Source organism: Virgibacillus halodenitrificans JCM 12304 (assembly GCF_001310895.1).
GTDB classification, from domain to species: domain Bacteria; phylum Bacillota; class Bacilli; order Bacillales; family Amphibacillaceae; genus Virgibacillus_Q; species Virgibacillus_Q halodenitrificans.
On the sequence record NZ_BAZS01000012.1, the window covers coordinates 61,075 to 86,207 of the forward strand.

Here is a 25,133-nt window from a genome sequence, read left to right on the forward strand (position 1 = left end):
ATACTCTAGTTAGCAATTATTTCCAACTATGAATGTACGAGATAATGTTGTATCTTAGCATCTGTATTAGGACCGTAAAACAATTCTAGATTAGGGAGGTGAGTGAGTTGGATTTTTGTAAAGAAATGAACATTGCACATCCTATCATTCAAGCAGGGATGGCCGGAGGAATTACTACACCGGAATTAGTAGCAGCCGTAGCAACGAATGGATGCCTTGGTACAATAGGTGCCGGTTATATGAGCGCACCTAAGCTGAAAGAAGAAATCAAACAAGTGAAAATGCTAACTTCTAAGCCATTTGCAGTAAATGTGTTCGCCATAAATCTTGAAACATATTCCAACGAAGTCGCTGAAATGCAACAATTCCTTAATAAATACAGGCAAGAACTTTCTATTAACGAAGGAAGCAGAGAGATTAAAGTAAGAGATCATCTACATGAAAAAATTCAAGTGATACTCGATGAAAACATTCCAATTGTCAGTACAGCTTTTGGCGTGTTAACAGCTTCATTAATTGAAAGATTAAAAGCTAATCAGGTGAAACTGATAGGAATGGCAACGAATGTATATGAGGCAAAACTGTTGGAAGAAGCAGGTTATGATGCAGTTGTGGCACAAGGTTATGAAGCAGGCGGGCACCGCAGTACCTTTGATTTAAATAGATTCCATGATAATGCTGATCTTGGTTTAATAGCTTTAGTGGAAAGATTTAAAGCAAATTTGCAACTTCCTATTATAGCTGCAGGAGCTATACATACAAGAGAGCAAATAAAAGGATTGCTAGCAATGGGGGTGAGTGCTGTCCAGCTTGGCACAAAATTTTTAATAGCTAGAGAAGCCGGTACAAATGCGGCTTATCGTCATGCGTTAATCCAGGCAGAAGCAGAGGATACTCAAATAACAAGAGCATTTTCCGGTCGCCCAGCTCGAGCAGTGAAGAACCGTTTTATTGATGATTTAGAACAAAGTAAGCTTAACTCATTGCCATTTCCTTTGCAAAATGAGATGACTAAAGATATACGAGCTACAGCAAAAGAATTTTCATTGGCGGATCTTCAATCCTTATGGGCTGGACAAGGTGTAGGTGAAATAAAAAAGGAAGAATCGGTAAAGCAAATAATAAATTCACTAATATAAAAGAGAGCATAATGGGCTTTTTGACTCATTGTGCTCTTTTAAAAACTGAATTATATTGTGTAGTAGAGTGCCATTAGCAATAGTAGAATAACAATTTGCATCCACACTAGGAATCGGAGATTGCGGTAAAAAGTAGTATTTATAGTTTGAGATGGCGCAGGTTTGTCTTTCCATTCTCCCATATAGTCTTTCTTCTTTTTTGACATCATACTACCAAATCTTCTAAAAGAGAAGGTCAGACCGTCAAAAAAGCCACCCTTTTTAATAAATAGAAATAGAATTGCTACAAGTGAAAGGAGAAAAACATAAAACCATGTGTTTATATAGTTCTCCAGATCATATTTAGGAGTGAATAGAAAAAAGATAAGCGTCACTACTAAAATATTTACTAAGAAATAGAACCATTTGTTCATGAAGAGTTGCATATATTTCCACCTTTTATAGTAATTTGTTACTCATTATATCATAGAAAATAGATTTAATTGGAAATAATTTTGTAATAATTTGTAGTGAACACTTATTCATGAAAGCGTTGTCAATCAAGGGTTTTCATGACTTTATTAATTTAATAAATAGTAATAGTTTTTTCACTATTTTAAAAAAAGACTTTACAAAACTGTAAAAATAATTGTATACTTCTTGTAGTAGAATTCATCTACGAAAATATCAGAAAATAGAAAATAAGGGGGTTCTTTTGACTATGAAGTTGAAATGGTCATTACTTTTGGCACTAGGTTTACTGCTTAGTGTGTTCTTAGTGGCTTGTGGCGGAGGAGACGACGCTTCAGAAGGCACAGAAGACAGTGGTAACAAAGAAAAAACTGAAGATTCTGCATCAGAAGGAGAAGAAGCTTCAGGAGAGCAAGTCTTAAATCTTCTTAATGGAGATACAATTCCAACAATGGATGCTTCCATGGCAACAGACCAATATGCATTTGAATTTTTAGGTGCTACAATGGAAGGTCTTTACCGATTAGGTGAAGATGGTAAGCCGGTTGAAGGTATTGCAAATGATCACAAAGTAAGTGAAGATGGTAAAACATGGACATTTACTTTACGTGAAGATGCAAAATGGTCAAATGGTGACCCTGTAACTGCACATGACTTTGTTTATGCATGGCAACGTGCTGTAAACCCTGACACTGGTTCAGAATATGGACCATACATGATGGGTGGAGTTATTAAGAATGCAACTGCTGTTAACAGTGGCGATAAGCCAGTTGAAGAACTTGGTGTTAAAGCAGATGGTGACTATACATTAGTAGTAGAACTTGAAAACCCAACTCCATACTTTGAGTCATTAACAACTTTCGGAACGTTCTTACCGTTAAACCAAAAGTTTGTTGAAGAACAAGGCGATAAATATGCAACTAGCACAGATACATTATTATCAAATGGTCCATTTATTTTATCTGATTGGGAAAGCACTTCAAGCTCTTGGAATCTTACAAAGAACGAAGATTACTGGGATGCAGAAACTGTTTCTCTAGATAAAATCACATATGAAGTAGTTAAAGATCCACAAACAGCGGTAGATCTTTATGAAGCAGGTACAGTTGACCGTGCAGGTCTATCTTCTGACCTTGTTGATCAATATTCTACCCATGAAGACTATATTGTAAACCCGCAAACTTCTGTTTTCTATTTGAAAATGAATCAAACTAGAAACGAAGCTTTAGCAAATACAAACATCCGTGCAGCTATTAGCCGCGCATTTGATAAACAGGCATTAGTTGATCAGATTCTTAATAACGGATCTCTAGTAGCTAATGGTTTAGTACCAGCAAACTTTACTCCAATGCCTGAATCTGGAGAAGATTTCCGCGAAGTAAGTGGAGACTTAGTAACATATGATCTTGAAAAGGCAAAAGAATATTGGAAAAAAGGTTTAGAAGAGCTAGGAACTGATTCTGTTGAACTTGAATTCCTTGCTGGTGACAGTGAAACTGCTAAGCAAATGAACGAATACCTAGCAAACCAGCTTCAAACTAACCTTGATGGATTAAAAGTTACTTTAAAGCAGGTTCCATTTGAGCAACGCTTGGATTTAGATACAAACATGGATTATGATATTCAATTCTCCGGTTGGGGTCCTGACTTCTTAGATCCATACACTTTCTTAAATCTATGGATTACAGATGGTGGAAACAACAAAATGGGTTATTCCAATAAAGAATACGATAAGCTTTTGGAAGAGGCACAAACAACACTTGCTACTGATAACCCAGCAAGATATCAAAACTTCTTAGAAGCTGAAAAGGTTCTATTTGAAGATGCAGCAATTGCTCCAGTTTACCAAAAAGCTTCTGCACAGTTGTTGAGACAAGGTGTTGAAGGAATTATCGTTAACCCATTCGGTCCGGACTACGAGTACAAGTGGGCTAGTGTTAGTAAATAATTACATTTTTAAATAAAAAATATGCTTTTACTTTCAGAGAAGAGAGTGTATGACCCTTTGGCATATACTCTCTTTTCCACTGCAATTAAAAAGTCTTACAATATTGAACATTTTATAAATTACAACAAGATTCGACATAAATTCAGGAGGTGCAGAAATGTTTCGTTACATACTACGCCGTATTCTTTATATGGCTGTAACATTGTTCATTATTGCTACCGTATCATTCTTTCTGATGAAGATGCTGCCAGGTAGCCCGTTAAAAGCTGAAGATAAATTAAGTGAAGAACAAAGAGAAATTGTATTAGAGAAATATGGCCTCAATGACCCGGTACCCGTACAATATGTCAGATATATTGGTGGTCTCGTAAAAGGGGATTTAGGAATTTCATTTACATTTGACAATACACCTGTAACCAAAATACTTATGGATCGCATTGGTCCGTCTGCTCAGTTAGGGGCACAGGCACTGTTAATTGGAACATTTTTAGGAATTCTCCTGGGACTCATCGCCGCAATATCACATAATGGGGCACTGGACTATACCTCCACAATACTTGCTGTGTTAGGTACTTCTATTCCATCCTTTGTGTTTGCAGGATTACTGCAGCGCTACCTCGCAGTTGAATGGGAATTGTTCCCTGTCGCATTATGGGGGACGTTTGAACATACCATACTGCCAACCGTTGCATTAATGATTTTCCCAATGGCAACTGCTGCACGTTTTACACGTACAGAAATGATTGAAGTTATGGGTTCCAATTTTATTACAACTGCTAGAGCAAAAGGTGTTAGTGAATATGGAATTATCTTTAAACACGGCCTCCGGAATGCTTTAATCCCACTAGTAACAGTAATGGGCCCGATGGCTGTTAGTCTAATGACTGGTACACTAGTTATCGAGAAAATCTTTGCTGTTCCTGGAATTGGCGAGCAGTTTGTTACATCAGTTATGGTTAATGATTACCCAACAATTATGGGAACAACACTTTTATTTGCTTTCTTGTTTGTTCTAATAATTTTAGTAATCGACCTCCTATATGTATTAATTGACCCTAGAATCAGACTTACAGGAGGGGAGAGCTAAATGGATAACGAAAATAAAAATAATAATAATGTTCCAAAGGATCTTCTTGTTCCTTTGGAAAGAAAAGAAGATACAAGTGATAAAATCTCCCGTCCAAGCAGAACCTTTATGCAGGATGCAAGGAGAACCTTCTTTAAAAATAAATTAGCAATGATCTGTGTGTTCATACTTATAATAATTTCTGTTATGAGTGTTGTAGGACCGGGGATGAATGACTACGGACTGGATGATCAAGATTTGTCCCGTGCGAAAATGCCACCACATGTGCCAGTACTTGAAAATATTTCTTGGCTAGGCTTTGATGGTACATTAACAGATGAATTTAAAGGTAAAGACATAGAAGAAGCTACGAAAAATGCAGTAGCCAGGTATGGTAATGACGCAGATTTTATTGATATAAAAGAGCTTGATAAGGGAGACGGAAGTGCGAAGTCTGCTGAAGTACAAGCTACGTATCATATTTATGAAGCAAAAGATATGGGTGATCAATATTTTTGGCTAGGGACAGACACACTGGGACGTGACCAGTGGACAAGATTGTGGTTAGGTACAAGAGTATCATTAATTATCGCCCTAGTTGCAGCAGCAATTGATTTAGTAATCGGTGTTGCATATGGTGGAGTTTCCGCCTTCTATGGTGGGCGAGTTGATAACGTCATGCAGCGAATTTTGGAGGTACTTGTTGGAATACCGAACCTGGTAGTTATACTATTAATGATCTTAGTGCTACAACCAGGTATTCTCTCTATTATTATCGCTCTGACCATTACTGGGTGGATTGGAATGGCCCGTATTGTCCGAGGAGAAATATTGAAGCTGAAAAGTCAGGAATTTGTTCTTGCGGCACGAACCTTGGGAACCTCCAATGGTAAGATAATTAGTCGTCATTTAGTTCCGAATATTAGTGGTATAATTATTATTAATACCATGTTCACTATTCCTAGTGCCATTTTCTTCGAAGCTTTTCTAAGCTTTATCGGACTTGGGTTAGTGCCACCAGAAGCATCACTAGGTACACTAATTAACACTGGATTTGAGAACTTACGATTATACCCTTACTTGTTGGTATTTCCTGCAGTATTAATTTCAGTCATTATGATTACGTTCAACCTTATCGGGGACGGTTTAAGAGATGCATTTGATCCGAAAATGCATAAATAATAAGGTAGGTGTTTTTAAATGAGTAAATTATTGGAAGTTAAAGATTTGAAGGTTTCATTTAACACCTACAACGGTGAAGTACAAGCTGTTCGAGGTGTAACCTTTGATTTAAATAAAGGAGAGACGTTAGCAATCGTTGGAGAATCAGGCTCAGGTAAGTCTGTAACATCCATGGCTCTAATGCAGCTTCTTCCTAAACCACATGGCTATGTGAAATCAGGAGAAATCCTTTTTGAAGGTGAAGATATAGTAAAAAAATCTACTAGAGATATGCAGAAAATCAGGGGTAAAGATATATCGATGGTTTTTCAAGACCCAATGTCTTCCCTAAATCCTACCATGAAAATTGGTAACCAAATCATGGAAGGTTTAATAAAGCATCAGAATATGAATCGTACTAATGCTAGGAAAAAGGCTGTAGAATTGCTGGAACTAGTAGGGATTCCGCATCCGGAAACCAGATTAAATCAGTATCCACACCAATTCTCGGGTGGGATGCGTCAGCGTGTTGTAGTAGCCATTGCGCTGGCATGTAATCCAAAAATTCTAATTGCAGATGAACCTACAACAGCTTTGGATGTTACCATTCAAGCACAAATTTTAGAACTGATGAAAGATATTCAAAAGGAAACAGACAGTGCGATTATCTTTATTACCCATGACTTAGGTGTAGTAGCTAACGTTGCTGACCGCGTTGCTGTTATGTACGCAGGTAAGATTGTCGAAATTGGCACAACAGATGATATCTTTTATAATGCCAAACATCCTTATACTTGGGGTTTACTTGGCTCTATGCCAACATTGGATAGTGATGAAGAAGAATTATTTGCTATTCCAGGCAGCCCGCCAGACTTATTAAATCCACCAAAGGGAGATGCATTTGCACCAAGGAATGAATTTGCTTTGGAGATTGATACAGTAATGGAGCCGCCAATGTTTAAAGTATCTGATACACATTATGCAGCTACATGGCTATTGCATGAAGATGCTCCAAAAATCGAGCCACCTGAATCTGTGCAACGCAGAATGCAAGGCTTCTCTAATACAGGTTCGAAGGATGGTGAGAAATAATGTCACAAGAAAAGTTACTTGAAGTTAAAAACCTAAAAAAACACTTTAAAGCTGGAAGACATAGAACAATTACTGCAGTAGACGGAGTAACCTTTGATATCTTCAAAGGTGAAACGTTTGGATTAGTTGGGGAATCCGGTTGTGGGAAGTCGACAACTGGAAGAACTATCATTCGTTTATATGAAGCGACAGAAGGCGAAGTGAAGTTTAAAGGCGAAGATGTACACGGGAAGAAATCAAAGAATGAATTGCTGAAATTTAACCGTAAGATGCAAATGATTTTCCAGGATCCTTCTTCTTCTTTAAACCCTCGTATGACTGTAATGGATATTATAGCTGAAGGTATTGACGTTCATAATCTGGCGAAAAATGATAAGGAACGTAAAGCCCGTGTAGAGGAATTATTAGAAGTTGTTGGTCTGAATAAAGAGCATGCAACACGCTTCCCGCATGAGTTTAGTGGTGGACAAAGACAGCGTATAGGTATTGCAAGAGCACTTGCTGTCGAGCCAGACTTCATTATTGCAGATGAACCGATATCTGCTCTTGATGTATCTATTCAGGCACAGGTAGTTAATTTGCTTAAACAGCTTCAGAAAGAGCGCGGATTAACTTATTTGTTTATCGCGCATGATCTTTCCATGGTGAAGTATATTAGTGATCGTATTGGTGTTATGTATTTTGGTAATATGGTAGAGCTTGCAGATGCAGATGAACTGTATCATAATCCAATTCATCCATATACTAAATCATTATTATCTGCTATCCCTTTACCAGATCCAAATTATGAACGTTCACGCAGACGTGTGGCTTATGATCCTACTGTTCACGACACAAGTGAGCAGCCGGAATTTAGGGAGGTTCGGCCACGACATTGGGTGCGCTGTACTTCTAAGGAATTTGAACAATATAAAAAAGAAGCAAATAAATAAGAATAAACAAGGCCCTTGTTCTATTGTAGAACAAGGGTTTTTGATGATAGCAGATTAAATTCTGTATACTAACTATTCCCATCAATAATGGGAGTATAATTGCTACTGCTGATTAACTTTGTCGGTGGTGAAGAAATCTCTGTAGCTCACTAATCTTATCTAAGGCAGATATTTACTTGGTTCTCAACACAACAATCTATTAATTTTTTAACCCCAACTGCTCCTTAACTTGCTCACGTAATTCCCGTTTTAAAAACTTCCCTACTGACGTCTTAGGAATTTCATCGAAAAATAGTACGTTGTCCGGCAGCCAAAATTTAGCGAATTGTGGGCGCAGATAATTCATAATAGCTTCTTTCATTCCATCTTTTTTATAGCCTTCATTAAGAACAACACAGGCAATTGGCCGCTCCTGCCATTCTGCGTCAGGAACTGCAACGACACTTGCTTCAAAGACAGCCTCATGTGCCATTATAGCGTTTTCAAGATCAACGGAGGAAATCCACTCCCCTCCACTTTTAATTAAATCTTTAGTCCGATCTACAATTTTTATCGTACCTTCTTCGTCAACCGTAACTACATCTCCTGTATGAAACCATCCATCAACAAATGCTTGTTCACTTCGTTCATCTTTGTAATATTCATTTGCTATCCAATTACCACGGACTAGTAATTCCCCCATTTCTTGGTCGTCCCAAGAAATTTCACCACTATTCCCAAGCACCTTCATTTGGAGACCTGGCACTAGAATTCCTTGTCTGGAACGTTCTTTTAACTTTTCTTCATTGGATAAATTCTGCTGGTAACTCTTTAATCGAGATAAAGTAACCAATGGGGTTGTTTCAGTTGCTCCATAAGCATGAAAGAACGGGATATTGAGTTTTTCTTCAAATGCTTTTATTAACCCAAGTGGAGCTGCTGAGCCACCACATAGAACAGCACGGAGACTTGACGTATCGTAAATGCCTTTCTCCAACTCGCGATATAGAGCTAACCATATGGTAGGTACACCTGCTGTTATGGTAACTTTAAACTTATCAATGAATTCAGCCAGTCGCTGGGGGGTAAACCTTGGGCCAGGCAGGACCTGTGTTGAACCAAACCATGTACAAGCAAAAGGAGTACCCCAAGCATTTACATGGAATTGAGGAACAACAGGCATGGAAACATCCGACTCTGAAATAGCTGCAGAATCAGCTAAGCCAAGTGCGTAGCTATGCAGCACGATGCCTCGATGTGAGTAGGTTACTCCTTTAGGTTTGCCAGTCGTGGCGGATGTGTAGCACATGCCGGCAATTTCATTTTCATCAATGTCAGTGTTAAATGGATAACTTGGATCTCCAGTTTGTAAGAGTTCTTCATAGGAGTATAAAGGGTGGATGGATGAATCGGGAAGTTCAGCTTTATCTGTCATGACAACGTAAGCTTCAACAGTAGTTAAGTGATCTTTAATTTTCTCAATCAATGGGAGGATGTCTTCATCTACAAATAATATTTTATCCTCAGCGTGATTTATAATATAAATAATATGTTCTGGAGCTAAACGGATATTAATGGTGTGTAAGACCGAACCAATGCCCGGAGCAGCAAAATAAATCTCCAAATGACGATGATGATTCCAGGCAAGTGTCCCTATACGGTCTCCCTTGTTCGCTCCGAGTTCTTTCAATACGGACATAAGACGCCTGGTTCGCTGTCCAACATCTTTGTAAGTTAAGTGATGTAACTGATCATGTGTTTGCGAAATAACCTGCTTCTTAGGAAAAAATGTTTCCGCATGTTCCATCATTGCACCAACTGTTAACGTGACGTGCATCATATACAACAACTCCTTTAAAATAGTAATAAAAAAGCTTGTATTCATAATATCATATTATTGTAAAAATTATGTACAATTAGTAAAAAAGTATTATTCTATAGTGAGATTTTTCTTAAATTATTAACTATTAGCCCAAGTTATATTGACAACTTACCAGCTTTAAAGGTAAAATAGTTTTACTATAATAAAGATTATAAGGGGGAGTATGGATGAAAAAGAAATCGTTTTCATTTATATTAATGCTAGCGCTTGCATTGCTGTTGGCAGCATGTGGTAGCGGAGATAGTGAGGAAGGGAAAGAAGATGGTGGTTCCTCTGATGGTGGGGATAAGCCGAAATTCCTAAGCATGCTTACTGGAGGCACAAGTGGTACATATTATCCTCTAGGTGGAGAAATGGCCAAAATTATTACAGATGAAACTGATATCCAAACAGATGCATTGTCTTCAAACGCTTCTGCGGATAACGTGGCAGCTCTTGCGGCAGGAGATGCTGAACTTGCCTTTGTACAGACAGATGTAGTAGCAAATGCAATTGAAGGAACAAATTCTTTTGAAGGTAAAGCTGTAGATAATGTTCAAGCGATTGGATCTTTATACCCTGAGACTATTCAGATTGTTACAACAGCAGATTCTGGAATTAAATCTGTTGAAGATCTGAAGGGTAAAACTGTATCTGTTGGTGCACCTGGTTCAGGTACGTATGTTAATGCAGAACAAATTCTTGAAATTCATGATATGTCAATGGATGATATTGAAGCACAAAATCTTGACTTTGGAGAATCCACTGGTGGAATTCAGGATGGCAACATTGATGCCGCCTTTATTACAGCTGGAACTCCAACTGGTGCAGTAGAAGGACTATCTGCTACAGTAGATGTTAGCATTGTGCCAATTGAACAGGATAAAGTAGACGCACTTGTTGAAAAGTATCCATACTATGCTGCAGATACTGTTAAATCTGGTACGTATGGTTTAAAGGAAGATGTGAATACAGTTGCTGTACTTGCAATGCTAGCTGTTGTTGACAGTCTTTCAGAGGATACAGTCTATGAAATTACAAAAGCAATCTACGAAAATACAGGTGATATGGCCCATGCTAAAGCTGAGTTTATTACGAAAGAATCTGGGCTGGATGGTATTGGGATTGATTTACACCCTGGCGCAAAAAAATACTTTGATGAAGTTGGCGTGTCTAAGTAAAGATAAAAAAATATAAGTTTTGTGGCCGGCTAGTAATCCTTTATTGGAGTTTGCTGCCGGTCACTCATTTTTGTATGAAAGACAGATGTAATCTAGGTGAATAAAATGAAGTTTTATCAAAATAAAAAAGTACTTTATGTAGCCATTCTTCTCATTTTTATTGCAGTACTTCTCTTATTTGTTCCCTTCCGCACAGCGGTGGTGTTCTATAAAGAAAATACAAACCACATCGAAGCGTTCTTACCGATTGATGAGAAAGATACCTTTCAGATCATCTTCAAACACTCCATTCATTTGACAGACGTGGTTGAAAAGTATCAAGTGCTTGGTAATCATGAAATAAAACAATATGAGATCGTTTATGAGCACTTTGGAATTGGAATGCCCTCTAATGCGCAAGAAGGGGAAACGTTTGTATATGAAGATGGTAAATACCATGTGAAGAACTTGGATAATATCTTTCCATATATGAATGTAAGAAATGGAAAGACAGTTTCTGAGAATCGCCTTGTTTGGGGCGTGGATAATGAACATATGGTGTACTTTAATAAGTATTTTAAACCAGGAGCGTGGTTTAAAATTAAAGTCGAAAATCTATCAACTTGGCAATTTTTGAAAGGAGTGAGAATCCATGAGTGATTCAAAAGATCAGCTAACAGAAGTACATCAAGAGGAACTCTTACAGAAATATGATGCTGAATCCAATACTCGAAATCTTGGTGGCATTGCTGCTAAAATTGTCTTTTTCGGGCTGCTGGCTTTTTCCCTTTTTCAGCTTTATACAGGTGCATTTGGCCAATATACGGCCTATATTCAACGGACTGTCCATTTAGGGTTTGCTCTTACCCTTATTTTCTTACTATTTCCGGCGAGAAGAAAAGGGAACAAACGAAAGGTAGCTTGGTATGATTATATTCTTGCATTATTATCTATTCTCGTTTGTGCTTATTGGCCGGTGTTTTATGATACATTAGTTCAACAGATAGGCGGAATTACTCAAGCACAAATGGTTGTCGGTAGTATTGCTATTTTACTAGTGCTCGAGGGTACGAGACGTGCTGTAGGGCTTCCTATAACAATTATTGCGATATTATTTATGGTGTACGCACTATTTGGCCCTAATATGCCTGGTATGCTGGCACATCGCGGATTGAGTCTCGAACAGCTGATTAACTCCATGTTCTTTACAACAGAAGGTATTTTAGGTACGCCACTACAGGTATCTTCTACATATATCTTTTTATTTCTTCTGTTTGGTGCTTTTTTAGTACAGACAGGTGTAGGGAATTACTTTAATGACCTTGCAATTGCTATTGCAGGTAAGCGAACAGGTGGACCTGCAAAAGTGGCCATTTTCTCCAGTGCTTTAAATGGCACGATATCAGGTAGTTCTGTAGCGAATACAGTTACAACAGGTTCTTATACTATCCCAATGATGAAAAAGCTTGGTTATAAACCTAATTTTGCGGGAGCAGTTGAAGCTGCCTCTTCAACAGGTGGACAAATTATGCCACCAATTATGGGTGCGGCTGCATTTCTGATGATTGAATTTGCTGGTGTAGGTTACTGGGAAATTGCGAAAGCAGCGACTATTCCAGCTGTACTTTATTTCTCAGGGATTTGGATTATGACCCACCTGGAAGCAAAGAGACTTGGTTTGCATGGCTTACCTAAAGAAGAGATTCCTGCCAAAAAAACAGTATTAAAGAAGCTTCATTTATTACTCCCTATTATTGCTATTGTTTTTCTGCTGTTTCAGGGATTCAGTATTGAAAGAACAGCATTACTAGGTATTTTAATTACAGTTATAGTGAGTCTATTCCTGAAGGAAACAAGAATAACTCCGGCAAAGTTTATTGTAGCCCTTCAAGAAGGTGCCAGAACGGCGTTAGGAGTAGCAGCAGCTACAGCTTGCGCAGGGATTATCGTTGGTGTAGTTACTAAGACAGGCTTAGGCTTGAAAATGGGTAATAGTCTTGTCAGTATTGCAGGGTCTATTGCCAGTTCACCAGAAGCTCAGTTGCTATTAACATTGTTCCTGACAATGATTGCTTCTATTATATTAGGTATGGGCTCACCGACGACAGCAAATTATATTATTACTTCTACAATTGCTTTACCTGCAATACTTGCATTAAATGATCAATTGGAAGTGGCAATTCCTGTATTGGCTGGTCATATGTTTGTATTTTATTTTGGTATTGTAGCGGATATAACGCCCCCGGTTGCACTTGCGGCATTTGCGGCAACAGGTATTTCTGGTGGCGAACCGATACGTACAGGAGTAAATGCATCAAAGTTAGCAATTGCAGCCTTTATTATTCCATATATGTTTGTGTTGCAACCGCAATTACTCATGATAGATACGACTTTCTTTGAAATCTTGCTAATTTTACTCACTGCTATTACGGGTATGATTGCTATTGGAGCAGGATTAATTGGTTATTGGTATCGAAAACTTCCTTGGATTGAGCGGATTGCTGCAGTGATAACAGGAATACTCTTAATTTATCCAGAGGGACACACCGATTTGTTTGGTGCAGCAGCATTCATTATTATGATTGCACTCCAGTTCATCTGGAAACGGGATAAAAAAGACAAAGCAAAAGAAGCAAGAGCACAAGCTTAATACACGAATACAGCAAAGGTGATCAGAGATTCTGGTCACCTTTGTTTATGTTCAGGGAAGATAAGGGTAAAGTAGATGGTAGTTTGAATTACCTATAAATATGAATTGCAAGCTTTTTTGAGAAATATGTTTATCATAACGCTATAGAAATACGCTCATTGGATCGGTTTCTTCGTCAAATATAAAAATAATTAAGTTGGATCTCAAGCATTTTATTAGAAAGGAATTGTTAACATGGCAAATCAGCATAATTTTACCCAAGGAAATATACTAAAACAGTTAATATATTTTTCAGGTCCACTTATGCTGACAAATTTGCTTCAAACCTCTTATCAGTTTGCAGATAGTTTATGGATAGGAAATTTGCTTGGGGGAAACGCGTTAGGGGCGGTGGCAGTCTCCAGTACGATCATCTTTACCGTATTATCCTTCGTTATTGGAATGAATAATGCTGCCCTAACAATACTCTCACAGCAAAAGGGGAAGTCACACCAAGAAGGGTTAAGAAGTTACTTAAATGCGTTTGTGGTGCTCTTAACTATTCTTTCTGTTATGTTAGGCCTGCTCGGTTTTCTGCTGGCAGAGCCTCTTCTTATGCTTGTAGGGACTCCGGAGGCCATGCTGGCTAATGCGAAGGCTTACTTACAGTTAAATTTTCTTGGGATTCTCTTCTTGTTTGGTTATAATTTTATCAGTACTGTACTGCGAGCGTTAGGTGATAGTAAAACACCCCTTCGATTTGTAATGATTGCTGTTTTATTAAATATAGTTTTGGATCCTTTGTTTATTTCTGTGTTTAATTTAGGCGTTAAGGGTGCTGCATATGCAACAATTCTTGCTCAGGGAAGTGCATTTATATTTGGTGTCTCCTATGTACTGCGCAAAAAACTAGCTCCTTTTCAAATACCTGAATTTCCTAAAAAGGAAGAAATAAAACTGATTTTCCATCTAGGCATCCCATCTGGTATGCAAATGGCTGTAATTGCTGCAGGAGTTGCAGCAATAATGAGTGCGGTAACTGATTTTGGTGGAGACGTAGTTGCCGGTTTTAGTGCTGCGCAGCGATTAGATAGTTTAATTATGCTTCCTGCTCATGCATTGGGTACGGCGGTTAGTAGTATGGCCGGGCAAAATATAGGCAGCAATAACTGGGAAAGAGTCCGTAAGATCGCCAAGTATGGAGTGTTGTATAACGCAGGTATCATGCTAATTGTCGGTGTGTGTGTTCTATTGTTTGCTGAATATGGAATAAAGTTGTTTATTCAGGATAAGGCTGCAGTTGAATTTGGTACCACGTATTTAACTATTATTGCTTTGTGCTACCCTTTTCTTGGGATTAACTTTATTTTAAATGGTATTGTCCGTGCTTCGGGCGCTATGTATCAGGTCTTAATTTTAAATATTATATCTTTCTGGTTATTGCGTTACCCTCTGGCTGAGATAATGTCCGGTTTATTTGGTGAGATGGGTATAGCAATTGGGATGGGGTTAAGCTTTCTCGTAAGTAGCTTGATTGCTTATATGTATTATCGATTCGGTAAGTGGAAAGAGAAGGAATTATTTTCACGTGAAAAAGCAGGGAGGGAAGAGTATTGAATAAATGGAAACTAGTTAACATAGGAATTATATCCGGTCTGTTTCTCGGTGGTCTGCTTTTTATATTGGAAAAGTGGAGCTCCGAAAAAGTTTACGTACTACTAATGAATGTTGACTATATACCTGTATTAAAAGAAATTCCATTACATCCAGTAGCAGAATTTATTCTTCACCTAATTGTTTCTATCGTTCTTGTCTTCGTGCTTTATTACGGATTAAGCAGATTTAAAAGTGAAAAAAAAGTACTTCTCTATATTGTTATAAATACACTAATAGGTGCTGTATTATTTTTAACTACCAGTTTCTCTGACCGCACCCCTGAGCTTACCGATGGAATGGCATTCTTTTATTGGTTATCAGCCCATTTTATTTATGGATGGCTAGTTGGTAGTTTAATAGTTTTTGTAAAAAGGAATAATTAATATGAAATATAAAAAGAAAACACAAAAGGCATGGAAACATTCACTTTTAATAACTTTTCTCTTATGTATGGTGCTCCTGTTTTTGTCCTTGGTAAGCTATGAACCATTACAGAACAATTGGAATCAGGAGTCATCTGTGAGTGAAGAGGTAATCGCCTATGAACCACTTGTTAAAAAGTATGCGGAAAAGTATGGAATAGCTGATAAAACCCATGTTTTATTAGCAATGATGATGCAGGAATCGGGAGGAAGAGGAAACGATCCGATGCAAGCATCAGAAAGCTTTTGTGGGTCAAGAGGATGCATAGATGACCCTGAGGTATCCATAAAACAAGGAGTCTATTACTTTTCTAAAACACTAGAAGAAGCGGATGGAGATGTAGAATTAGCTGTTCAAGCATATAATTTTGGCAGAGGTTTTATAGACTATGCCGTAAATAGGACAGGTACTTTTACACAAGAAACTGCTATAGCTTTCTCCCGAAAAATGTATAATGAAGATCCTGAAAAAGAGAAATATCGTTGTTTACGTGAAGAGGCGAAAAAATTAGAAGCATGCTATGGGGATATATACTATGTTGAATCTGTAATGGAATATAAGAAGGGTTTAGCGACAGATTAAGTATAGAAATGATATGATGAAAGAAATATATGCATGGGAGGAATGTAAATGTTGAAAGCAATTCATACAGATAACGCACCAGCTGCCCTTGGGCCATATTCACAAGCTATTCAGGCAGGTGACTTTGTTTATGTTTCGGGCCAAATCGGCATTGATCCAAGCAAAGGGGAAGTTGTGGATGGAATTGAAAAACAAACAAAGCAGGTGTTAGCGAATCTACAAGCAATTTTAACAGAAGCAGGTACTGATTTTTCAAAAGTAGTTAAGTTCACGATTTACCTAAACTCCATGGAGGACTTTGCTACTGTGAATGAAATATATGGAGACTATTTGACAGAACCCTACCCTGCAAGAGCGACCGTCGAAGTAAGTCGCCTTCCAAAAGACGTACTTATAGAAATGGATGTTATTGTATACACCAAGAAATAGGAGGCAATATGTGTGGATAATTTTACGTATCAGAATCCTACCAAATTAATTTTTGGTAAAGGCCAAATAGATGCTCTGCCACAGGAAGTTGAGAAATACGGGAAAAAGGTATTACTTGTCTACGGTGGAGGTAGTATTAAACGAAACGGCATATATGATAATGTAATGAAAAAATTAGCTGAAATAGATGCAGAAGTGTTGGAGTTATCCGGTGTAGAGCCAAACCCTAGAATTTCTACGGTCAGAAAAGGTGTGGAAATATGTAAAGAGCAAGGTGTTGAATTCCTCTTAGCAGTTGGCGGAGGTAGTACGATCGATTGTACAAAAGCCATTGCTGCGGGGGCTAAAACAGATGTTGATATGTGGGATATTGTAACTAAAAAGGAAGCAGCAACGGATGCACTTCCGTTTGGTACGATTCTTACCTTGTCGGCCACAGGATCTGAAATGAATCGAGGCTCTGTAATTACCAATTGGGAAACGAATGAAAAGCATGGTTGGGGTTCACCATATACCTCTCCACAATTTTCCATTCTTGATCCGGAACATACAGTGTCTGTTCCAAAGGATCAAACAATCTATGGTATGGTTGATATGATGTCACATGTATTAGAACATTATTTCCACCAAGCAACAAATACACCTATTCAAGATCGTTTCTGTGAGTCAGTGTTAAAAACTGTGATGGAAACAGCACCGAAATTATTAAATGACCTTGAGAATTATGAATACAGAGAAACAATCATGTTGAGTGGAACGTTAGCTTTAAATGATATGCTTAGTATGGGGCTTAGAGGAGATTGGGCTTCCCATAACCTGGAGCATGCTGTTTCCGCTATACATGACATACCTCATGGCGGCGGTCTTGCCATTCTATTTCCTAATTGGATGAAGCATGTGCTTGATGAGACAAACGTAGGTAGATTTAAGCAGTTTGCAATCCGTGTATTTGAAGTGGAGCAAGAAGGCAAAACAGATTTCGAAGTTGCAAACGAGGGAATACAAAAACTTAGAGAGTTTTGGAATAGTATAGAGGCTCCGTCTCGTTTGGCTGATTATTCTATTGATGAACAATCCGTAGACGACATGGCGGAAAGAACAGTAATAGCCAGTCCGGAATTCGGTAATTTCAAAAAGCTGACGAAGGAAGATGCAGCAGCTATTTTCAGAGCTAGTTTATAAGTTACTATATCCGGTAGCGTTACTCGTAGCAACAAATTATGACAAATTATTACCCGGGAAATAATATAGCAGAGAAAATTAAAAAGGAACTAGCTGTTATTCATATACAGCTAGTTCCTTTTTAATGGCGTCACGAATTTTATCGAGACATTCCTCTGGCGTATTTCCGAAGACACGCTTGTTATTAACAAGGGCGTATGGTTTTACCCTGCATAAACCACAAAAGGATAAACATTCATTCATTAAAACAGCGACTTCAGGAAACTCTTCTTCCAGTATTGCTTCTATATCAATTGTAGTGATTTCGTTGCCGTCACAAACTTCAACTACGACTATACCCATATAAATCACTTTCTTTCTACGTAAACAAGTTTGTCTTATTTTATTAATTAGACTCTGTTATTTTTGCATATTTTTACGTTTAAATCAATAGTTCAGCATAGAAGGAAAAGAGAAAAAGGTTTGTTTCGCGTCCTGTCATTACTATTAAAGATTTAGCTAACTTCTGTTGGTTGACAAGGAATGCGAATGTTTACCTTCATATTCATATTTATACCAAGCAATTAACATGATAACCCCACTAAGAATAAGTAAGGCACTTGTCACAAAGAATACAGCTGAAAATCCAAAGAATCCTGCCAAGAAACCTCCCAATGAAGGGCCAATAATGTTACCAAGAAAACGTAAACTTGTGTTATATCCGAGCACCTCACCTTGCATAGATAGAGGGGCTTCCTGACGAATATATGCGATTCTGACTGGAATGATCCCTCCAATGGAAATCCCAAGCAAAAAGCGTAATACAACTAGTTGCCAAATATTAGTTACGAAGGCCCCAGGGAAATATACAATTCCGGCCATGAACAGCAGGAATATAAGTATTTTAATGTAACCAATTTTGTCACCAAGCGCCCCCACCTGCGTGTCATCAATAAATTACCTAACCCCGCAGCTGAAAAAGCCATCCCTGAGAAAAATGCTATGCTTTGAGGCCCATGAATGTCAGCAACAAATAATGAGAGGATTGGCTGAATACTAAAGTGTGCTACTTGAACTAATACAGAAATTAACATGACAACAAGTAGAACCGGTTTCTTTACAATGTGTAAGATTACTTCTTTGCTGGAATATGGTTTATAGTCGCTCTCTTTAGAGGATAGTTTGACGTTTATTTCTTTTATCCCGAATGTAACAATAATGGCGGAAAGGAACACCGTTATGGAAACCCCTTTGAATGTACTTGCATAGCCGAATGTATCTGCTAATGAACCGCCGATAAGTGGCCCCATTAATGTTCCGGTAATGCTACCTGTTTGTAATGTTCCAAGCACTCTTCCGGCTATCTCTTTAGGTGTCTGTGTAGAAATTAGAGCTTGAGACATCGGAATGAAGCCAGTCACTATGCCCATAAATAATCGTAATAAAAAAAGCTGCCATACAGAGGTAGCAAACCCCATTAAGAAAACGGAAAGGCCTAAGCGACTGCAGAAAATATTAAGATTTTCTTTCTGCCATACTTGTCACCGATGCGCCCCCAAATTGGAGAAAATATAAAAGCTGTTACAAAAGTAATTGCAAATATCCAACCAGACCAGTTTTGCACATAAGCATCTGAAAAATCGCCGAAGGATTCAATATATAATGAGATGAACGGTAGAACCATCGTAATACTGCCTGCGATAAAAAAGTTAGCAAACCACATGATTGCTAAATTGCGCTTTACTAATGAATTTGTATTGATTTGCAAACCCTTCTTTCTATATAATAGTTCGACACACTAAATATATCGCAACTGTATAGGGAACAAAAGATATATGCTTAGCTATTGGATGAAAAACACAAATGTGTATTCATATTGCAAATAAAAAGTTATAATAATAGATGATAATCAATATTCACCTTGGACAAACATACAATTGAAATATACGAGTAAACGCGACTTACTTAAAAAGTTACATGTTTATAAACATCAAAGGAGAATGAAAATGAAAAAGAAATTAAAAATAATTATTATGATGACCCTCATCATCGGCTTTGTTATGGGGCTTGCGTCTACATCTTTTGCAGATAGCGGAGCAAGTGATTCTAACAGCATTAATGAAAAGTTAGGCGTTCCTATTGTCGTTTATGGAGATACGTTAACAGATGCACAACGAGCAGAGGTTCGTGAATTACTTAAAGTACAGGAAGCAACAGATGTACAGGAGTATAATGTCACAGGGAAAGACATAGCCAATTATATTGATGGTGACCCTAATTCCAGAATGTTTTCCAGTGCTAAAATTGTAAGACAGGAAAAAGGAAATGGCTTAACCGTTAATATTGTTACACCTGATAATATTACCCAAGTAACAAAGGAAATGTATGCAAACGCATTATTAACAGCAGGGGTAGAAGATGCAACTGTAGACGTAGCTTCTCCTGTGAAAGTTAGTGGTCACTCTGCCTTAACTGGTATTTACAAAGCGTATGATGTCGAAGGTGAACAGCTAGATAAGGAAAGAATGGAATTAGCTAATGAAGAACTTGACGTAGCAACAGATCTGGCTGAAAAAGAAGGAATGAGTCAAGAGAAGGTTAGTCAGCTTTTGACAGACATAAAGAAACAGATTGCAGAACAAAACCCTGCTACGAAAGAAGATGTAGAGCGGATTGTGAAGGAGCAATTGGATAAATTGGAAATTTCCTTGAGTGAAGCAGACCGCCAAATGCTCACAGATCTTTTTGATAAAATGCGCGACTTAAACATTGATTTTGACCAGGTGAAAAATCAGTTGGAAGACATTGCGTCAACTATTAAAAACAAAGCAGAAGAACTTGGATTGGATCAAAGCTTCTGGGAGAAGGTTGCAAACTTCTTAAGTGAACTTTTCCATTCCTTAGGAAACTTTTTTAAAGGATTATTTAATTAATATAAAGCTATAGCGCTCAGTTTACTCATGAAGTGAATAGTTAGTCATGTATTCTAAATAAGAACAAGAAAGGGACTCTAAAATAGAGTCCCTTTCTTGTTTCATAGGTGATAAAAATGAAGTTCGAAAATTTATTGGCATTCTTAGCTAAATAACAATTTAGATAAAGTGCGAACTAATTTGGTAGGACTGCAAACTCCCGTTTTAAAAAAATCCAATATAGTTAATCCCTAAATCTCTTAAATATCTAAGGCAAATTTCTTCGCTCTGCAGCTGATTAACTCATTCTCCGGCGGATAACTTCAGTGTGCAGCTGATTAGCTTGCTCTCCTGCTGGTAGTCCCCACTCTACTTCGCATTTTCCTCCAACTATACAGTTAAATTATTTCTTTACAAAACAGGAATAGTCTATGTTATTGATCAACTAATTTAATTTATTAGGTTTTTTGCAGATGCAAGACTAATAGTTATTTTGTTTTCAAAAGCCTTTGTCAATGCTTTTTTTCTCTAATCTATTAATAGTTTTATAGAATAATAGCCGAAAAAAATAGTAATTCAAAAAAAATATCGCTTTTTTTATTACAGAATCGCTTTTTTTGTGACTTTTGTGCTATAAATTGGAAATCTATCGGTCTTTTATCACAAATCTATTACATTTGTAATAAAAGTATTAAAAGTGGTAATGCTTGTAACATACACTTAAAAGTCTTGTAACTGCATTGCCTGTATCCATGTGATAGTATAGGCAATGTCAGAAATTGAAGGAGGGACTATCGAATGAAAAAATTATTAGCTTCATTCGCTACAGGCATCATTATTGCTGGCGCTGCTGTATCAACTGTATCAGCGGAGGAATACCAGGTACAAGAAGGAGACAATCTTTGGCAAATAGCCAATGAATATAATACAACTGTTGAAGATTTAGTAGCTATCAATGAATTGAAATCTACTACAATTCATCCAAAACAAAATCTATTTATCAATGAAATGTATGAAGTTCAATCAGGAGATACACTAAGCAGTATTGGAAATGAATTTGACGTATCAATTGAAAATATAAAAGAATGGAACAAATTAGATTCAGATCTAATTGTAGTTGGACAAGAGTTGACTGTTAAAGGTGTCAACGTAGATAAAAGTCATAAGCCAGCAACTAAAGTAGAAAAGAAAGAAACTGAAAAAGCAGCACCGAAAAAAGAAGAAAAATCAACTGAGTCATCTAATACACAGAACACAGCATCAGCGGCTTCTAAACAAGAAGATAACGAATCTGATGAAAGCCCACAAGGTAAAACAGTTTCTGTAAAAGCTACAGCATATACTGCTGATTGTGCAGGTTGTTCAGGAATTACTTCTACTGGTGTAGATTTAAACGCAAACCCTAATGCAAAAGTAATTGCTGTGGATCCTAATGTTATTCCTTTAGGCTCTAAAGTACATGTAGAAGGCTATGGTTATGCAACTGCTGCTGATATCGGTGGTGCTATTAAAGGTAACCGTATTGACGTACACGTTCCAACAAAAGATGAAGCTTATAACTGGGGCGTACGCAACGACGTAAAAGTAACAATTGTTGAATAAAATTAAATAGATGAATAAACGTACAATTAAATAATCGAATAAACGTAAAAAGGAAAACATTTATGTATAAGATGTTTTCCTTTTTTTTATTTATATTAAACGTACAAGCGATAATTTTATAATTTAATTGTAGTAGAATGAGAGTTTTCATCTACAATTTCATTTGTATCGTTGTTCATTTCTGTATAACCAAGTATTCCAAAGCCGAGAATAATAATCGCAAACAAACCAACCAGAACTTTCTTCATTTAAATGCCTCCATCAATAAGAACTAATTCAATTATAATAAAAATAAGTGTAGATAACCATCGTTTTTTATAATATTTTGTAGAAAAAACCTTACATTTATGAAAGGAAGTAACACAAATTTGAGAGAATTACTATCAGATAAAAATGAATAGTTTTACTTCTTTTGAGTAACTTGATAAAGTAAACATTTTAAACCCTATATGTTAAACTGTATGTAAACTATGTGCTCTAATTTTTACTCGATAATGTAATTGAAGCGCTTACAAACAAGGAGGAAAAATAATATGACTAGTAAGGCACTAAATAGCTTTTTAGATGAGAACATTGCTGAACTAAAAGAGCGAGGATTATATAATGAAATTGATCCGGTACAGGGTGCGAATGGACCGGAAATTCAACTCGACGGGAAAAAAAGAATTAACTTGTCATCGAACAACTATCTTGGGCTAGCTACCGATGATCGTTTAAAGGAAGTTGCAAAAAAGGCAGTAGATTCACATGGAGTTGGAGCTGGTGCAGTACGTACAATTAATGGAACACTGGATCTTCATATTGAATTAGAAAATAAATTGGCTCAATTCAAGGGCACAGAAGCGGTTATTTCATACCAATCTGGTTTTAACTGTAATATGGCAGCAATTTCTGCAGTAATGGATAAACATGATGCCATTCTTTCTGATGAATTAAATCATGCCTCTATTATTGATGGTTGCCGATTATCCAAAGCTAAAATTATCCGTTTTAACCACTCTGATATGGAAGATTTACGGTTGAAGGCAAAAGAAGCAGTAGAATCAGGCCAATACAATAAAATTATGGTAATTACAGATGGAGTTTTCTCCATGGATGGGGATATCGCCAAGCTTCCTGAAATTGTTGAGATTGCTGAAGAATTTGATTTAATCACGTATGTAGATGATGCTCATGGGTCAGGTGTACTTGGAAAAGGAGCAGGAACTGTAAAGCACTTTGGTTTACAGGATAAAGTTGATTTTCAAATGGGCACACTCTCCAAGGCTATTGGAGTTATTGGTGGATATGTTGCCGGGAAAGCAAATTTGATTGATTGGCTCAAAGTACGCTCACGTCCATTCTTATTTTCTACAGCTGTATCTCCTGCAGATGCAACAGCTAGTACAAAGGCAGTCGAGCTTTTGATGGAAAGCACGGAATTGAATGAGAAGCTTTGGGAGAACGCTAACTATTTAAAGGATGGGTTGAAGAAGCTAGGCTTTGATATTGGGAACAGTGAAACTCCAATTACTCCTTGTATTATTGGTGACGAAAATGATACACAAAGATTTAGTAAGCGTCTTTTTGAAGAAGGAGTCTATGCTAAATCAATTGTGTTCCCTACAGTACCGCGCGGCACGGGTCGTGTTCGTAATATGCCTACTGCTGCACATACAAAAGAAATGCTTGATAAAGCAATTTCAGTTTACGAAAAAGTTGGAAAAGAAATGGGCTTAATTTAGTCCGCTGTGAGGGGGAATTCCCCTCCGGCTTTTAAATTTGTTTACACAATTCTCTATTCAACATAGAAAGGGTTTAGGAAATGAGAAAAATTTTAGTTACAGGGGCTCTAGGACAAATTGGATCCGAGCTTGTGGGAAAACTGAGAAAAACATATGGAAAAGATAATGTAATTGGAGCAGATATAAGAGAAGTTGAGGGCATCCGTGATGCAGGACCATTTGAGATTGCAGACGTCACGAATGGAGACCGATTAATGGAGGTAGCAAAAGAGCATAAGGTTGATACCATTATGCACTTAGCTGCACTACTTTCAGCCAAGGCAGAAGTTGTCCCTAAAATAGCTTGGGATATTAACATGGGTGGTCTTGTTAATGCGTTAGAAGTGGCACATGAGCTTAATTTACAGTTCTTCACTCCTAGCTCCATTGGTGCATTTGGACCTTCAACACCAAAAGATAATACCCCTCAGGATACGTTACAACGACCAAATACCATGTATGGTGTTAATAAAGTGGCTGGAGAGCTATTGGCAGACTATTATCATCATCGTTTTGGCGTGGATACACGGGGTGTACGATTCCCTGGATTGATTTCTTATGTAACGCCTCCGGGTGGTGGTACGACAGATTATGCTGTAGAAATTTATTATGAAGCTATTAAAAATAAAGCATACAGCTCTTACATTGGTAAAGGTACATATATGGATATGATGTATATGCCAGATGCTTTGAATGCAATTGTTGATTTAATGGAAGCTGATCCTGCGAAGTTGAAGCACCGCAATGCATTTAATATATCTGCAATTTCTGCAGCACCAGAGGATTTTGAAAAAGCTATCAAGAAACACATCCCTGAGTTTGAACTGACATATAACGTTGATCCTGTTCGACAAAACATTGCTGACAGCTGGCCAAATAGTATTGATTCCTCTGCGGCAAAAAGCGAGTGGGGATTTAAAGCAGAATATGACATTGATAAAATGACAAAAGATATGTTGGAAAAAATTCGTGAGAAATAAGTAAAAAGCGTCCTGTAAAAGGGCGCTTTTTTGGTTCTAAGTCAAATGACGTTGGTATTGAATTTTAGTCGATTTTAAAACGCATTTATTCATCGCACTCTGGGGAGGTTAAGCTACCCTAGAGTGTGATTTGTTTTCATCAGATATAATAGACTTCTTTGCCACAGGTTTAAATTGGAAATGTAATCGTATTCGGTTCTTGTAATGG

Annotated in this window: 22 protein-coding genes and 1 pseudogene; 18 read left to right on the top strand and 5 right to left on the bottom strand. The window is 37.4% G+C overall.

Annotated elements, in window-relative coordinates; genetic code table 11:
* The first annotated feature begins 98 nt into the window (after positions 1-98).
* Positions 99-1,139, top strand: a complete 1,041-nt coding sequence (locus tag JCM12304_RS08440; protein ID WP_256200801.1) for an NAD(P)H-dependent flavin oxidoreductase — start codon at positions 99-101, stop codon at positions 1,137-1,139.
* A gap of 50 nt (positions 1,140-1,189) precedes the next feature.
* Here the strand turns inward: JCM12304_RS08440 and JCM12304_RS08445 are convergent, their stop codons facing one another.
* A complete protein-coding gene (locus JCM12304_RS08445; RefSeq protein WP_172675271.1) occupies positions 1,190-1,552 on the bottom strand; it encodes a DUF3899 domain-containing protein in 363 nt (120 codons plus the stop codon).
* Positions 1,553-1,839: 287 nt separating this feature from the next.
* On the opposite strand from JCM12304_RS08445, the gene JCM12304_RS08450 reads away from it, so the two are divergent.
* The 5 genes from JCM12304_RS08450 (at position 1,840) to JCM12304_RS08470 (ending at position 7,788) form a co-directional block, all read left to right on the top strand.
* Positions 1,840-3,537 carry a peptide ABC transporter substrate-binding protein gene (locus JCM12304_RS08450; RefSeq protein WP_040956623.1) on the top strand — a complete coding sequence of 566 codons (1,698 nt, stop codon included), beginning with the start codon at positions 1,840-1,842 and terminating at the stop codon, positions 3,535-3,537.
* Between the two features lie 157 nt (positions 3,538-3,694).
* Entirely contained in the window at positions 3,695-4,624 is a 930-nt protein-coding gene (gene opp3b / locus JCM12304_RS08455; protein ID WP_019377367.1) for an oligopeptide ABC transporter permease, read from the top strand.
* Complete coding sequence (gene opp3C, locus JCM12304_RS08460) at positions 4,625-5,785, top strand: oligopeptide ABC transporter permease (protein WP_060679761.1); 1,161 nt, start codon at positions 4,625-4,627, stop codon at positions 5,783-5,785.
* A gap of 18 nt (positions 5,786-5,803) precedes the next feature.
* Positions 5,804-6,856, top strand: coding sequence for an ABC transporter ATP-binding protein (locus tag JCM12304_RS08465; protein WP_019377365.1), 1,053 nt, complete (start codon positions 5,804-5,806; stop codon positions 6,854-6,856).
* Positions 6,856-7,788 (top strand): ABC transporter ATP-binding protein, encoded by a 933-nt coding sequence (locus tag JCM12304_RS08470; RefSeq protein WP_019377364.1) that lies wholly within the window; start codon positions 6,856-6,858, stop codon positions 7,786-7,788. The genes JCM12304_RS08465 and JCM12304_RS08470 overlap by 1 nt, the downstream gene beginning before the upstream one ends.
* Positions 7,789-7,987: 199 nt before the next feature.
* On the opposite strand, the gene JCM12304_RS08475 is transcribed toward JCM12304_RS08470, so the two are convergent.
* The gene (locus JCM12304_RS08475; RefSeq protein WP_060679763.1) at positions 7,988-9,607 is read right to left on the bottom strand and encodes a long-chain fatty acid--CoA ligase; all 1,620 of its coding nucleotides are present in this window, start codon (positions 9,605-9,607) and stop codon (positions 7,988-7,990) included.
* Between the two features lie 209 nt (positions 9,608-9,816).
* On the opposite strand from JCM12304_RS08475, the gene JCM12304_RS08480 reads away from it, so the two are divergent.
* The 8 genes from JCM12304_RS08480 (at position 9,817) to JCM12304_RS08515 (ending at position 17,689) form a co-directional block, all read left to right on the top strand.
* Entirely contained in the window at positions 9,817-10,809 is a 993-nt protein-coding gene (locus JCM12304_RS08480; RefSeq protein WP_060679764.1) for a TAXI family TRAP transporter solute-binding subunit, read from the top strand.
* A gap of 105 nt (positions 10,810-10,914) precedes the next feature.
* Positions 10,915-11,448, top strand: a complete 534-nt coding sequence (locus tag JCM12304_RS08485; RefSeq protein WP_060679766.1) for a DUF1850 domain-containing protein — start codon at positions 10,915-10,917, stop codon at positions 11,446-11,448.
* Positions 11,441-13,438, top strand: a complete 1,998-nt coding sequence (locus tag JCM12304_RS08490; protein WP_060679768.1) for a TRAP transporter permease — start codon at positions 11,441-11,443, stop codon at positions 13,436-13,438. Before JCM12304_RS08485 ends, JCM12304_RS08490 begins: the two co-directional genes overlap by 8 nt.
* Positions 13,439-13,672: 234 nt before the next feature.
* Entirely contained in the window at positions 13,673-15,034 is a 1,362-nt protein-coding gene (locus JCM12304_RS08495) for an MATE family efflux transporter (protein ID WP_019377359.1), read from the top strand.
* Complete coding sequence (locus tag JCM12304_RS08500; protein ID WP_040956621.1) at positions 15,031-15,456, top strand: hypothetical protein; 426 nt, start codon at positions 15,031-15,033, stop codon at positions 15,454-15,456. The genes JCM12304_RS08495 and JCM12304_RS08500 overlap by 4 nt, the downstream gene beginning before the upstream one ends.
* A gap of 1 nt (position 15,457) precedes the next feature.
* The gene (locus JCM12304_RS08505; RefSeq protein ID WP_060679769.1) at positions 15,458-16,078 is read left to right on the top strand and encodes a lysozyme family protein; all 621 of its coding nucleotides are present in this window, start codon (positions 15,458-15,460) and stop codon (positions 16,076-16,078) included.
* A gap of 48 nt (positions 16,079-16,126) precedes the next feature.
* Positions 16,127-16,507: a RidA family protein gene (locus JCM12304_RS08510; RefSeq protein ID WP_019377356.1), complete on the top strand. Its 381-nt coding sequence runs from the start codon at positions 16,127-16,129 to the stop codon at positions 16,505-16,507.
* A 12-nt stretch (positions 16,508-16,519) separates the two neighbouring features.
* The gene (locus tag JCM12304_RS08515; RefSeq protein WP_060679771.1) at positions 16,520-17,689 is read left to right on the top strand and encodes an iron-containing alcohol dehydrogenase; all 1,170 of its coding nucleotides are present in this window, start codon (positions 16,520-16,522) and stop codon (positions 17,687-17,689) included.
* 96 nt (positions 17,690-17,785) lie between these two features.
* Here the strand turns inward: JCM12304_RS08515 and JCM12304_RS08520 are convergent, their stop codons facing one another.
* Together JCM12304_RS08520 and JCM12304_RS08525 are read right to left on the bottom strand one after the other, a co-directional pair.
* Positions 17,786-18,031, bottom strand: a complete 246-nt coding sequence (locus JCM12304_RS08520; protein WP_026041403.1) for a YuzB family protein — start codon at positions 18,029-18,031, stop codon at positions 17,786-17,788.
* 156 nt (positions 18,032-18,187) lie between these two features.
* Positions 18,188-19,391: pseudogene (locus tag JCM12304_RS08525) on the bottom strand (MFS transporter).
* Positions 19,392-19,674: 283 nt separating this feature from the next.
* Here JCM12304_RS08525 and JCM12304_RS08530 point away from each other — a divergent pair.
* Together JCM12304_RS08530 and JCM12304_RS08535 are read left to right on the top strand one after the other, a co-directional pair.
* Positions 19,675-20,601, top strand: coding sequence for a DUF1002 domain-containing protein (locus tag JCM12304_RS08530; RefSeq protein WP_040956617.1), 927 nt, complete (start codon positions 19,675-19,677; stop codon positions 20,599-20,601).
* A gap of 777 nt (positions 20,602-21,378) precedes the next feature.
* Positions 21,379-22,182, top strand: coding sequence for a 3D domain-containing protein (locus tag JCM12304_RS08535; RefSeq protein ID WP_019379031.1), 804 nt, complete (start codon positions 21,379-21,381; stop codon positions 22,180-22,182).
* A 116-nt stretch (positions 22,183-22,298) separates the two neighbouring features.
* On the opposite strand, the gene JCM12304_RS20040 is transcribed toward JCM12304_RS08535, so the two are convergent.
* On the bottom strand, positions 22,299-22,430 hold the full coding sequence (locus JCM12304_RS20040) for a hypothetical protein (protein ID WP_019379030.1): 132 nt from the start codon (positions 22,428-22,430) through the stop codon (positions 22,299-22,301).
* Positions 22,431-22,715: 285 nt separating this feature from the next.
* Between JCM12304_RS20040 and JCM12304_RS08540 the strand changes: the two genes are divergently transcribed.
* Entirely contained in the window at positions 22,716-23,906 is a 1,191-nt protein-coding gene (locus JCM12304_RS08540) for a glycine C-acetyltransferase (RefSeq protein ID WP_019379029.1), read from the top strand.
* An 80-nt stretch (positions 23,907-23,986) separates the two neighbouring features.
* Positions 23,987-24,925 (top strand): L-threonine 3-dehydrogenase, encoded by a 939-nt coding sequence (locus tag JCM12304_RS08545; protein WP_040956616.1) that lies wholly within the window; start codon positions 23,987-23,989, stop codon positions 24,923-24,925.
* The last annotated feature ends 208 nt before the right edge of the window (positions 24,926-25,133 follow it).